The sequence below is a fragment of the Mesobacillus foraminis genome, from assembly GCF_004340465.1.
GTDB lineage: Bacteria > Bacillota > Bacilli > Bacillales > Cytobacillaceae > Mesobacillus_B > Mesobacillus_B foraminis.
In genome coordinates this window covers 389931-403821 of record NZ_SLVV01000004.1, presented here as the reverse complement: position 1 = coordinate 403821, position 13891 = coordinate 389931, and the positions used below count along the sequence as shown (strand labels likewise).

General features: G+C 40.8%; 9 protein-coding genes. 6 read left to right on the top strand and 3 right to left on the bottom strand.

Features of this window, described 5'->3' with window-relative positions:
• Nucleotides 1-61 precede the first annotated feature (61 nt).
• Entirely contained in the window at nt 62-1012 is a 951-nt protein-coding gene (locus EV146_RS08730) for a ribose-phosphate diphosphokinase (RefSeq protein ID WP_277873210.1), read from the top strand.
• Nucleotides 1013-1085: 73 nt separating this feature from the next.
• Here EV146_RS08730 and EV146_RS08725 read toward each other — a convergent pair whose 3' ends face one another.
• Nucleotides 1086-2906 (bottom strand): bifunctional metallophosphatase/5'-nucleotidase, encoded by a 1821-nt coding sequence (locus EV146_RS08725; protein ID WP_132004721.1) that lies wholly within the window; start codon nt 2904-2906, stop codon nt 1086-1088.
• A 577-nt stretch (nt 2907-3483) separates the two neighbouring features.
• On the opposite strand from EV146_RS08725, the gene EV146_RS08720 reads away from it, so the two are divergent.
• Together EV146_RS08720 and EV146_RS08715 are read left to right on the top strand one after the other, a co-directional pair.
• Nucleotides 3484-4128 carry a DsbA family oxidoreductase gene (locus EV146_RS08720; protein ID WP_132004718.1) on the top strand — a complete coding sequence of 215 codons (645 nt, stop codon included), beginning with the start codon at nt 3484-3486 and terminating at the stop codon, nt 4126-4128.
• A 486-nt stretch (nt 4129-4614) separates the two neighbouring features.
• Complete coding sequence (locus EV146_RS08715) at nt 4615-6201, top strand: amidase (protein ID WP_241993867.1); 1587 nt, start codon at nt 4615-4617, stop codon at nt 6199-6201.
• Between the two features lie 210 nt (nt 6202-6411).
• Here the strand turns inward: EV146_RS08715 and EV146_RS08710 are convergent, their stop codons facing one another.
• A complete protein-coding gene (locus tag EV146_RS08710) occupies nt 6412-8031 on the bottom strand; it encodes a response regulator (RefSeq protein ID WP_132004715.1) in 1620 nt (539 codons plus the stop codon).
• Nucleotides 8028-9842, bottom strand: a complete 1815-nt coding sequence (locus EV146_RS08705; RefSeq protein WP_132004712.1) for a sensor histidine kinase — start codon at nt 9840-9842, stop codon at nt 8028-8030. The genes EV146_RS08710 and EV146_RS08705 overlap by 4 nt, the downstream gene beginning before the upstream one ends.
• A 271-nt stretch (nt 9843-10113) precedes the next feature.
• Between EV146_RS08705 and EV146_RS08700 the strand changes: the two genes are divergently transcribed.
• The 3 genes from EV146_RS08700 to EV146_RS08690 all read left to right on the top strand — a co-directional run bounded on the left by EV146_RS08700 (nt 10114) and on the right by EV146_RS08690 (nt 13840).
• The gene (locus tag EV146_RS08700) at nt 10114-11412 is read left to right on the top strand and encodes an ABC transporter substrate-binding protein (RefSeq protein WP_132004709.1); all 1299 of its coding nucleotides are present in this window, start codon (nt 10114-10116) and stop codon (nt 11410-11412) included.
• Between the two features lie 76 nt (nt 11413-11488).
• Nucleotides 11489-12382, top strand: a complete 894-nt coding sequence (locus EV146_RS08695) for an ROK family protein (protein ID WP_132004706.1) — start codon at nt 11489-11491, stop codon at nt 12380-12382.
• A 204-nt stretch (nt 12383-12586) separates the two neighbouring features.
• On the top strand, nt 12587-13840 hold the full coding sequence (locus EV146_RS08690) for a sugar ABC transporter substrate-binding protein (protein WP_132004703.1): 1254 nt from the start codon (nt 12587-12589) through the stop codon (nt 13838-13840).
• Nucleotides 13841-13891 lie beyond the last annotated feature (51 nt).

The window sequence follows — 13891 nt, the reverse complement described above, 5'->3', positions numbered from 1 at the left end:
TTATAGTAAAATAAGAGAAGTACATAATGGCAGGAAGTCAAAATGGTGTGGAGGATCGAAAGTGACATATCAATTAAAAAAAGATTTTAAAATGTTTACCCTGAATTCCAATCGAAAACTGGCAACGGAGATGGCTGAGCTCTTGGGCTGCGAGCTGGGCAAATGTTCAGTAGCCAAGTTCAGTGATGGCGAAATCCAAATTCATATAGAAGAAAGTGTCCGGGGCAGCGAGGTGTTTATCGTCCAATCCACTTCGGACCCAGTCAATGAGAGTATTCTGGAGCTCCTCATCATCATTGACGCCCTGAAAAGAGCTTCTGCAGGTAAAATCAATGTGGTCATCCCTTATTACGGGTATGCGCGACAGGACCGTAAAGCACGTTCAAGGGAGCCTATTACGGCAAAATTGATCGCCAATCTGCTGCAAAACGCAGGAGCGACAAGGGTTGTTACATTGGACCTTCATACAGCTGCCATTCAGGGATTTTTCGATATACCTGTAGAGCATCTCCTCGGGGTTCCGCTCCTTACCCAATATTTTATGGATAAGGAATTGGATGATCTCGTTGTGGTTGCGCCGCATAATGGCAGCATTGGCCGTGCAAGGAAAATGGCCAACCTGTTAAATGCTCCATTCGCTTTGATCGATAAGCGAAAGCTGGAGGAAGGCGGAGCCGAATCGATCAGCGTCGTCGGCAGTGTAGAAGGCAAAAATGCAATCTTGATTGATGATTTAATTGATACGGGCACCACGATTACATTAGCCGCCAAAGCCCTGGCTGAAAACGGGGCAAAAACCATCTATGCAGGAGCCACGCACGCTGTGTTAACCGGAGAAGCCGTGGCCAGAATTGAATCGTGTCCGATTGAAGAGTTAGTGGTGACCAACACCATTGAGCTACCTGAAGAAAAAGAAATCCCGAAAATCAAAAGTATTTCCGTTGCTCATTTGCTTGTTGAGGCCATTGACCGCATTCACAATGAAAAAGCAGTCAGTCCGTTGTTTGAATAGAAAATATAAACATATAGTAAGACGGAGGCAAACTCGTGGGACCATGAGTTTGCCTTTTTAGTTATCTAAATTCTTACTGAACTTCAGATAGAGAAGTGACCCGGTTCAGCGCGGGTGTTTCTATGACTTGTTTTTCCTTTAAGTAATTTAGGAATGCCCAATAATCGACCTCGGCCCGTTCAGGTTGGCGATACTGTGTAAAGGTCGGGTATCCATCGGCGCCAATAATCAGGTATGCCAGCGCCGCCACGCGGTAGGAGCGATCAAGGTCAAGGGATTCCCCATTGATCATGACATCCTTCGGATTGATTCTATCATTTAATGGTTTGCTTTTATCAAAACGATAGTTCACATTGTGTGATACAGCCAGAGGGTGAAAGCTCTCAGATCCATCGGCTTTCTTTCTCCACTGTTCTTCGAGGATTAGCTTAATCTGCTGACCCGTCAATGTTACGACGGCTACGGGATTTTGATAGCCATGGGCATGCCACATTTCTCCAAACAGGATTTGTCCGTCCCTGTCAGCCGGGTTGCTTCCTTTTTTGAACAGGAGGTCACCACGCAGCGAACTAGCCGCTGTCAAAGCGAATTCAGCTGGTTTCTCCACTTTTTTTCCTGCATGATAGTGTGCATCTGCCGCCACATTTGCCAGTGTACTTTCTCCATTTTCATTACGGGTTCTTGTCAGGTCACCTGTCAATTCTGCAACTGGTTGGGCATACCGTTCCTTCCCGCGTTCAGCCCAGTAAGACACCATTTTCTCGATCTCTGGATCGGCTGGAATATCCCGTGTAACCGGATGGTTCGTTGATGTCGTAAGATCACGCACAACATCCTTGGTCTTAGGATCAATTGATAGGTTCATTTCGTTGAGAAGACGGCCATGATTCGCCGCTTCGACCACTGGGCGCGGGTTCCCGGCAGGATCATCAATCATGGCATTGAATTTGGCATGCCAGTGTCCTGACACGATGGCATCAATGGCAGGGGAAGCTTCTTTGGCAAACTCAAATATTGGGCCAAAAGGGCTGTCCGAACCGTTAATGTCAGTTCCATCACTTTTTGTTGATCCTCCCTCGTGAACAACAGCGATGATCGTTTCAACGCCTTTCTTCTGTAATTCTTTAGCATAGCGGTTTGCTGTGTCCACCATAGGATCAGCCGTTAGAATTCCATCCTGAAAGGAAGTGGACCCTTGGATTGTCGCAGGAGTAGTAATGGCAATGAAACCAACAGGGATTGTACCACCTTTCCCGTCGTGGATCCTTTCAATGGTATAGGGTTTTAATACGAGCTTCCCGGTATCTGCCTCACGTATATTGGCTGAAAGGTAGTCATAGTCCGCTCCTTTGAATTTCTTTCCGGAGGAATCTGTGAATGAACTGTCAACTCCTACTTCTCCAAAGCTTTTCCCCTTCATAATATGCTCTGTCAGGAACTCCTTGGTAGCATCGAATTCATGGTTGCCAGCTACGGAAAAATCAAGACCGATTGCATTAAGGAATTCGACCGTCGGCTCATTATGATGAGAGGCGACTTCAAACGGCCATCCACTTAGGTCATCACCTGCCGAAAACAGGATGGAGTTCTCGTGACCGTTTTTTAGTTTTTTTATATGTGCGGCCATGTATGCAGCGCCACCAACTGTCAGCTGCCCATCTTTTGTCATAATTTGACTATTAGACTTGTCATTAAGTGCTTGAAGGTAGCCGTGGAAGTCTGTCAAACTCAACAGTTGGAGATCGACAAGGTCCGAATTGCCTTTCCCTTGTTTAGAACCAGTCTGTCCATCACTTTCGGCTGCAAAAGCATAAGAAGACCCCATAACGATACTGCTTCCAAGGATAGCGGCAGTAGAAGCTAAACTGAGCCGTTTCAATACGTTCTTCAACATTTATTCCTCCTAAATGGTTGTTATGCAAAATTTTAGCAAACAAATGTAAAGGCAAGGTTTTGGCAATGTAAACATTGACAGAATATACAACATATTGTCTTACCGTCTGTAATAAACATGGCTCTTTTCGGAGTATATGAAGAGTTCAGGATGGAAGACGCTGTTTTAGAAGTAGTTGGTATATGTGAAGAGGCGTTAAATATTCATTAGGCTTCCCGTACTTATGGTTTCCCTTTGCTTTTGTAGTATAACGGTATTATTACCGGTACGATGCTTATATGGACATATTTGTTTAGAGTCAGGGAAAGCGCTTCCTTGTTGTCAACCTTTTACCGGTGTTTTTTTTTTGCTAGTACGGAAAATAAATAAGGATATAAAAAGCAAACAAATGGAAGAAATAAGAAATAGCAGTTCAAGCCTATCTATTTTACTAATACATACACCTGAACTAAAATAACCCTATTAATAAACCCGTAGCCTGTTAACAATAACCAGGATAAACGTTATTTCCTAAAGGCATTCAAGGGAATCCACCATTAAGGAAGACAGGATAAATGATCGATAGGAGAGGAAACCTGTGACAGTAAAAATAAAAGTCTACTCAGATTATGTATGCCCATTTTGTTTCCTGGCCGAAAAGCCTCTGGAAGAAGCGGTAAAAGGAAAAGATGTCGAAATTGAATGGATGCCTTTTGAGCTGCGTCCATATCCTAATGAAACGCTGAAGCCTGAAGGAGATTATTTGCAAACTATATGGAAGCAATCCGTTTACCCAATGGCCGAACAAATGGGGATTGATATTGTCCTCCCGAAGGTTTCCCCGCAGCCTTATACGCATTTAGCATTCGAAGGCTACCAATATGCAAAAGAAAAAGGAAAGGGCAATGAGTACAACGACCGCATGCTGCGCGCCTTCTTTCAGGAAGAACAGGATATTGGCGATATTGACGTACTCACAAAATTGGCCGTTGAAATAGGACTGGATGAAGGTGAATATCGCGAGGCTTTGGAAACAAGGAAATATAAAGAAGCCCACGAGAAAGCACTGGAGGAAGCCTACAGCCAAGCCAACATAACCGCAGTCCCTACCTTTATGATTGGTGACACGAAAGTTTCAGGTATCCGTTCAAAGGAAACGCTTAAACAAATGATCAATGACGAGATCAATAGGAAGAGGTTTGATTTCCCTGAAGGAATGACTTGTGGAATAGATGGATGTTAAGGGGAGTTTAGGACTTACGTCAGTTTATAAAGAGTAAAGGTTTTTCACAATTGTTATTCCACAAAACTACTGGCAAGTCATATAAGTAGCGGTGAACAGGTCATTAGTTTGAATGGTTATAAACGGAAGAAAAGCAAGATAGCTATGTGATATTAATTTTTCAGCTGCCTAAGGTGCAGCTTTTTTTATTGTCCAAAAATTATCAGTAAAGATAATTGGTTTGGAAAGCGGTTTTATTAAGAAGTGTTATATGGGCCTTTATGCGCATTTCCTCGATATTGTGTCAAGGTTTCTGACAAACTTGTTGTTGGCTATTCGAAAAATTGTGAGAATACGAGCAAGGAGGTGAAAGAGTTTAATAGATTTCTAATCTATTATATTTTTAAGCAATCTTTTTAAACATCGAAGGGCAGGCCCTGCATCTAGAGTGAAAGAAATACTCTGAAGTCCTCGAAATCATTTATTAGAATGGAAGGAGTTTTTTTATTGAAGAATAAGATAATTCTTAAAAGTGCATGGGTAATGTCAGTTATTATTGTCTTATTAACAGCGGGATTTATCCCTCAAAGTTCACAGGCCGGAACAGATGAATTTCCATTGATGGAAATAACCGTTGATGAGTTGATCGCCGAATATGAAAAAGGAACGTATACGGCAGTGGAAGTGGTCGAATCATATCTGGATCGAATTGAAACATACGAGGAGACCTATAACGCTTTTACTTATATCAATAAAGATGCTTTAAAGGAAGCGAAAAAAATTGATAAAATGCGCAAGAAAGGGGAGAAGCTTGGTCCATTGGCAGGTGTGCCAATTGTCATAAAAGAGGCCGTTGATGTAAAAGGATTCCCCACGACATTTGGATGGGCGCCTCTTAGTAAAGAAGCGGATGGAATTAAGCTTATGCCGAGCAAGGATGCATCGGTTGTGACCAGACTGAAGGAAGCTGGTGCCATTATTCTGGGCAAAACGAATATTCCTGCATTTAGTGCTTCGGGAACGGATGCTAATACAAGCTGGGCTGGACCTACATATAATGCAGTAAATCCTTCCTTGGCTCCAGGTGGAAGCAGCAGCGGAACAGCCACCTCTATATCTGGGAACTTTGCAGTACTCGGGATTGCTGAAGAGACCGGCGGATCCATTCAAAACCCGGCAGCTGCCCAGTCAATCGTCGGGATAAAACCGACATTTGGTCTTGTGCCTACAATGGGAGTAACGCCATTATCCTCTAGTACTCGAGATGTATTGGGGCCACATGCCCGTACAGTAGAAGATGCTGCCCGTATGCTGGACGTAATTGCGGGTTATAGCGAAGATGATCCGTTAACAGAGCAGTCTGTCGGCCATGTTCCTGATAAAGGCTACGCTTCCTTACTTGATGATACTTCTCTTAAAGGAAAACGTATTGGACTCTATGGTCCAGGCTGGCGTACAGAAGAACTGTCAGCCGAAACAAAAGAGCTTTATGCTCGTGCCATTAAGGAGCTCGAAAGCCAGGGCGCAGAGGTGGTCACCGATCCATTTGCAGGAACAGGGTTTGCCGAGTATGTTAAAAATGCACCAAGTCAAGGAAGAGAATCTTTTTTCTACGACCTTGAAAATTATTTTGAAAATATAAATCCGAATCTTACGACTGAAAAAGTATTTGAGAAGGCTGGAGCGATTCCGTGGGAAGATGGTGGTCCTCTTAGCTCAAGAGCGAATCTTCCGGGCAAAGATAATCCCGATGTACTCCCAGATTTAACGGAATTTAAAAAAGTACGAAGCGAATATAGAAAGATGATGAAGGAAGTGATGGAGGAACACGACTTGGATGGATTTGTCTATCCGCAAATGTCCAAGGCTATTCCAAAACTAGGTGAAGGAAGCATTGCGGCAACAACTGTATCTGAAATTAATGTTGGAGGCTGGCCGCTTATCACGGTTCCTGCCGGTTATTATAAGAATGGATCCCCATTTGCATTAGCCTTCTTAGGTCAAGAGTGGAGTGAGCCAGAATTAATCGGGATGGCCTATGATTTTGAGCAGGCAACGGGACACAGGGAAGCTCCGCAGTTAATTGATAAATAGATTGATTTTTGCACATGGAGCACCATGTTAAAGTAATCAAATCTCTAGCAAACTTGATTGTTTAAAAGGTTTTTAGGGTCAAAAGGAGGACGAGCATCCATCAGATGCTCTCCTCCTTTTTATGTTATTACATATATTTATATTTAGTTAAAGCTTGAGTGGAGTTTGTAAAGACCGCTTAACAAGAATATATTCATTTACTAAACATGTTTAATGGTTTATTTGCATTTCATCTCTGAAGGACCTTTTATATTTCATAGGTGTAACACCTACTGCTTTCTTAAATACCTTGCTGAAGTATCTTCCGTCCTGATATCCCACTGCAGTTGCAACATCCGATACCGGTAAATGATGATTTGTTAATAAAATTTTGGCATGGTCAATCCTGGTTTTTTCGATATAGTCTGAAGCATTAATCCCAAACTCTTGTTTAAATTTGCGGGAAACATATTCTCTGCTTAAAAAAAACTGATCGGCTATAGATTGAAGCTGTAAATTTTCATGGTAATGGTTATCGATATAAGCTTTAATATCAAAAATAATATTTTGTGTTTTTTGGAGTTCTTCTGTCAACTGACTGGCGAACATTTTACAATATTCCGTTAACTGTTGCTGGAATAAATCCAGCGACAGCCGGCCATCTGTTTCTAATGGAAAGTAAACATGCTTATATCTCAATTCAACCTTTTCTTCGAAGAAAATTTCCTTAAAAAGATAGGACTTCATCAAATAAAACTCATGTCTCCAATATTCAAGCTGATCAAGAGTAACTGTGTCCAATTGTTTAACAGCTTGAATGAATTTTCCGACCGCCTTTTCAATTTGTTCTGTTCCATTGCTTTTAATAGCAATGACGATTCCTTCACTATAGTCCGAATAAAACAAGGTATTGCTTTTAGTCACATCTTTTCCTTGATAGAAATGGATGAATTGGTCCCCTGTCAGGTAATTACTCTGCCTTAACGCCAGCTTTGCCTCTTTATAACCAGTTTGAAATCCTTGTGGCAACGGATGAATACAACTGATTCCAAAATGAAAAGGAGTCTGCAGAATTTTTGTAAAAACCCCATTGATCTCCTGCAATTTACCGGTTAAATGTTCGAAGTTTTTCCAGATTAGGATCACAATCTCATTTTCTTTATTTAAATGTTTGAAGGCATACCCTTCACTAGATGGACCCAGAATCTCATTACAGACATTCAATAGGCTGGAGTCCAATAAATCGAAATGATTGGAAAATTTGTTGATAACTTTTTCCTGAAGCATATCGGTACTTAAAAGGGCAATTTGAAACTGTTTATAGTTTTTTAGATTAAATTCCTTATTAAGCTCTTCATAGGAAGCTATGCTCGAAAGGGGCTGTAACATTAAATTGGAGAACATTTTATCCAGGAAAACAGGCTTGCTTCGCGTAATGACCTGGCTTCGCTGTACCTCATTTAACCGTTTTTCCTCTTCCGCCTTCCAGTTATTCAGGGCATTTTCAAAGGATTTAATAATTTCGTTTCTATCAATCGGTTTTAATATATAGTCCAAACCGCCATTTTTTAATGTGTGCTGGACATATTGGAAGTCATCATGTCCGCTGATGACGATTGTTTTGCTGTTATAGTGGTTGCTTTGCAGCCAGGTTAGCAGTTCCGTCCCATTTTTCCCGGGCATCATCATGTCCGTAAAGATGACTTCTGGTTTTTCGGCCTCTATGATTTCAACAGCATCGTTCCCATCCTGAGCTTCCAAAACCGTCTCTATTCCATATTCACTCCAGGGGATCAGTAATCGGATGGATTGTCTTACATCCTCTTCGTCATCTACAATTAATACTTTCATGCTGATATCTCCTTTCTTAATGGAATCCGTAAGGTGATTTTTAGACCATGGGGGTCACGGTTGGCGATTTCAATTTGAGCCTGTTCATGAAAATACAATTTTATTCTGGAGATGACATTGCTTAAACCAATACTTTGATCCGGAGTCGTTCCGTACGTTTCTGAATCCTTTAATTTTTGCTGAACGAATCGGAGTCGTTCAGTATCTATCCCTTTACCGTTGTCTTCTACCATAATAAGCAGGAGATCCGGATTTGGTCTTGTAATTGAAATCCACATCTCCCCGGGCCTCTCATTCTGTTCAAAACCATGCTTAAAATAGTTCTCTACTAGGGGCTGTAGAATCATTTTTGGAATGGAAAGGGTTTCGGCTTTCTCATCAATCTCAATCTTGTAGACTAGTTTCTGCTTAAATCTTTGTTGCTGCAGCTCCAAGTAAGCCCTAATTTGGTCTACCTCCTTTGATAATTCGACTATGGACTGGCTTGTGTTCATATTGTACCTCATCATTTTTCCGAGGGAGGAAGTCAGGTCATAGATTTTAGGAACGTTATTTTGTAATGCAATGGCCCCTATGGATTGCAAGGTATTGTAAATAAAATGAGGATTAATTTGTGCCTGAAGCGCTTTTAGCTGATTATCCTTGTTGGCAAGTTCCAATCGATATTCTTTCATGATTAAATTATCAATCGTGCCCACCATGTTTTTAATGGTTTGGGCTAGTATTCCTATTTCATCGGTGCTTTTGGTATTAATGTCCAACTTCAAATCTTTGAGCTTGATATTTTTAATCGAGTTTATTAACTCCTTGATGGGGGAGGTTAATTTCAAGGAAATATATAAAGTTGCGATAATGACAATAAATAAGGAAACCAGAATCACCAAAGAGTTAATCAAAACAAGCTGATTTACATTTTTGTATAACACATTATTAGGGATCCGTTTGGCTAGAACCCATTTTTGACCCTGATAATTAACAGTATCGTATATCGTTAACCCCTTAAATTGCTGAGTGTCAGATTCAAAAGAACCGGTACTTTTCTTTTTACTTCTGAGTCTGTCCACCCAGTCACCATTAAACTTTGAACCAATCATTCCCTCCTGGGAGGAGTACATCACTTTATTTTGTTGATCAATCAAATAGATATCTTCCGAATTTTTTGAATATAAAAGACGACTCATGGCCTTTATAGAATCCAGCTTGATATCAATTGACAAGTAGCCAAGGTATTCTTTTAATGGCACTTTATAAATGGGTCTATGTATTGTAATCACTTTGTCTTTAGGAGCATATGGAAAGTCAACCATACCGTAGTTTTGCGCAGTGTGAGTGGATTCTATGAAAGGAGCCACTTTGTTATCAGGAAAGTCTTTTAGCTGCATTTCTGGGTTTGGTTCTTGATTCCGTTTTGGGAACCCGTCGATTGTTAGATAGCTTTGTTGACTTCGATGGCTGTGAAGGTAGACTTGTAAAATATCTTTGCTCTCTTTCGATATCGAATCAAGGTTCTTGAATATTTCTTTTTCCATTAAATAGGTCCGGCTCTTGGCTGATATGAGCTGATAAAGACTGTCAGGCTCTTGAATATCCCGGTAGATGCTCAATGAAATATGGTTGATTTGTTCCAGATAATCCTGAATGCTGCTCTTTCCCTGGTGTACGGTGTGTAAATTCTCTCTAATAAAATCCTTTTTGAGAGACTCCCTTGTATACATGTAGGAAATAAAAATGGAGATCACCATGGGCAGAATAATGGCTATCAGCAAAAAAACAATAAGCTTATTACTAATACTTCCTTGGATAAATTTCACTTTTAGCACTGCCTCTCCAATTTTGAATTTTTAGTTAGCTTTATTATATCAGCGAAGAACATAATCTACATCAAAATAATATAGTATTCCGGCAGGGGCTGTCAGTGTATACGTTCATTTGCCTTCCTATAGTAGAAGAATGGAATAACATTTGGGGTTATAAACAGGACAATCACAAAAGTGCACATTTTTGGTCACCAAAACGTGTATTTTTTATGTTACTAACTAGTTATAATTACGACAAAGGTGATTCCTACAGGGGTGTAAATGAATGAAAATGCTTACAAATAGATTGTTGCTTGCTATTCTGATTCTATCTCTTATGGGTTGCTCAAATGGCAGTAAAAGTGACACAAACGGCGGTAATAATCAATCAGATGTAAAGGAAGCAACTTTAAATGTATTTAACTTTAAGGTGGAGATGTCGGAACAGCTGGACCAATTGGTAAAAAGGTATGAATCGGAACATCCTGAAGTCAATATCGTCATTGAAACCTGCGGAGGAGGATGTGATTATAGTACGGCATTAAAAACGAAATTCAGCTCTGGTGATAAACCTGATATTTTCTTTGTTGCCGGATTTAATGATTTAAACGTTTGGTTCGACCACTTGGAAGACCTTAGCAACCAGCCATGGGTTAAAGATATAGCAGACATTGCAAAAGAGCCGATGACAAAAGAAGGAAAGGTTTACGGTATGCCGCTCAATATTGAAGGGTGGGGTTATATTTACAACAAAGAGCTTTTCCAACAAGCTGGAATTACTAAATTGCCAAAAACTTTATCAGAGTTGAGATCTGCAGCAAAACAACTCGACGAATCTGGCATAACTCCTTTTATCAATGGATATGGAGAGTGGTTAATTCTTGGAAATCATTTACTCAACATTGCATTTGCACAACAGGACAATCCTGAAGAATACATTGATTCATTGAAGAAAGGGAATGAAAGCATCCCAAATAATAAAACGTTTAATGATTGGGTTCATTTACTTGATTTAACCCTCGAATACGGTCAGCCGAATCCTTTACAAACCGACTATAATACGCAAGTTACTTCATTTGCTGCTGGTCAGGCTGCCATGATTCAGCAAGGTAACTGGATCCAGCTCCAGCTGCTTAAACTTCATCCTGATATGGAATACGGGTTCCTGCCAATGCCGATCAATGATGATAAAGAAGCGATGGACCGCTTGCCAATTGGCGTTCCTAATTACTGGGTTGTACATAAAAAATCAAAAGTAAAAGAGGAAGCAAAGGAATTTTTAAACTGGATGGTTACCTCTGAAATTGGAAAACGATACATTGTCGAAGAATTTAAATTTATCCCGGCACTGAAAACAATTGCTCCGGACAAGGACAAGCTGGGTCCCTTGGCTGCGGACCTGCTGGAGTATATTGAAAACGATAAAACCATTCCCTGGTTATGGCAAAGATATCCTGGTTATGAGGTGAATACCTCTCAAATGGCTAGCGTAATGCAGGCATATATCTCTCATGAGATAACGAAGGAAGAAATGTTAACCCAGTTTCAAAGGATATGGGATGAACGATCAGAAGAGGAGAGCTAAACACCGAGCGGAAACGGGTGCGTCTATTTTATATAAACAAATTGGGATGTTGAAATAAAAAAGGGGGAGCAGTGACATGCTTATTGGAGGAATCGAGGCAGGGGGAACAAAGTTTATTTGTGGGATAGGAAATGAAAAGGGAGAAATCCTGGAATCAATTAGCTTTCCTACTGAAGCTCCGGATCTGACTTTGGAGAAATGTATCGCCTTTTTTAAAGATAAAGCGGTGGAGGCTATTGGAGTCGGTACTTTTGGACCAATCAACTTGGAGAGAGACTCTTCCCATTATGGTTTTATCACTACAACTCCAAAGGAAGGATGGGCAAACTTTGATTTCCTAGGCACGTTAAAAAAAGAGTTTCAAATACCGATGGGGTGGGATACCGATGTAAATGCTGCTGCCTTGGGTGAATCCCGCTGGGGGGCTGCCAAAGGACTCAGCAGCTGTATCTACTTTACCATTGGTACAGGCATCGGCATGGGGGCACTGATTGAGGGAAACTTGATCCATGGGTTGGTTCATCCTGAGGCCGGCCACCTCTCTGTAAGAAGTCATGAAAAAGATGATTTTAGAGGGATCTGTCCTTTTCACGGTGACTGTCTAGAAGGAATGGCATCGGGACCGGCGATTGAAAAACGGTGGAATTTAAAAGGATATGATATTCCGAAAAATCATCCGGCTTGGGATCTGGAGGCCTACTATATTAGCCGGGCGGTGACAGGAGCGATCCTGATGCTGTCACCCAAAAAAATCATTTTGGGCGGAGGTGTTATGAACCAGCATCATTTGTTTCCTATGATTCGAAAACAGGTGCAGCAAGAACTAAATCAATATATAAATGCGGAAGACATCATTTTCGGTATTGATGATTATATTGTTCCGCCCGGATTGGGTTCAAGGGCTGGGCTGTGCGGGGCATTGGCACTTGGTATGGATGCAATTAAGAACCATATGACATTTACAGAATAGATAAATTCCTTGTTACAACTATAAAAAGGGGCAGCCACAAAAAAATATTCCTAATATTCAGATTGATAGTTGCCTATATTAAGGGTTTTAAGCAAGTCTAAAAATAGAAAACCCATCTTTAAAGGAGGTGAGGTCTCATTTGATTTGAGAGCTATACCTTATTGTATTCATCAGTTTATAAATAATAATAGGGGGAGATTTTTGATGAAAAAACGGTTGTTATCATTTTTGACCATTATTGCAGCATTTACGTTCATTGTAGCCGGGTGCTCAAGCTCCAGTACGGGTTCATCAACAAAGGATTCAGAAGGAGGATCTAAGAATGAGATTACCCTTTATACTATTCAATCCACTCAGCCAGGTTTTAAGGAATGGCTGAAAAAAGCGGAGGAAAAGAGTGGAGTAAAGATTAACTGGGTTGCAGCGCCAACAGATTCTGACACCCGCCAGCAAAAAATCTCTACTATTCTTTCATCGGGAGATTCTTCCGTAGATGTCCTTGAAATCAACGATGAAATGGCTACTTCTTTCAAAAATGCAGGCTGGCTCGATCCTCTTCAAGATACCGTGTTAACGGATGATATCTTAAGCCAGTTCCCACAAGGCTATATGAAAGATATGCTGACTTCTGCAAAAGGCGATATCATTGGTGTTCCAGGTTATTCAGGTTATCTGGGTTTGTGGGTAGACCAAAAGAAACTCGATGAAGCTGGAATGAAAACAATTGAAAATAAGGACGATTTCGTGAAATTTATGAAAGCGGCAACGAAAGACGGTCAATATGGATATGGCGGCTCTTGGGAAAAGACCTACGTATTCAATGAAATCGCAACTTTCGTCAACCTATTTGGCGGCGACTACTATGATTGGACAAATGAAGGAAGCCGTGAAGCAGTTAAGTTCATGTACGATATGGCCAATACCTGGAAGGTTACACCTGTTGACCAGCTTGCTGATAAATATGAGCAAATGAACCAGAAGTTTATTGATGGTAAGTATGGAATGGTCTTTATGTGGGGAACTGGTACGGATTATCGTGAAGCAAACCGATATGGTGCAGACCAAATCCATATGATCAATATGCCAAAGTTTGAAAAGCGGGCGATTTTTACGGACTCCTGGAGCTATGTATTAAACTCTTCTTCAAAAAATAAGGAAGCAGCCCAAAAGTTCCTTAAATATGCAGCCAGTGAAGAAGGCGGGCTAAATGGCTGGGAAAACTTTAGCCGCTATCCTGCAAGAGCGGATGTCGCAAGCAATGAAGCAGTACAAAGTGACATCAAAGAGGTCTATACTCAAATCCAGGAAACGAATGAAATTAATGGACGCCCAATGCTTCCTCAAACCATGGAGTTTATTAACGAGATGGGAACACTTTTCCATAACTACATCCAGGATAAAATCACTCTAGATGAATTCTGTACAAAGGCACAAGAAGCGGTTGATAAGTATAAATAAGTGAGTATATGCTCATATATTCATGAATATATCAAAACGTTTTTAACTCCC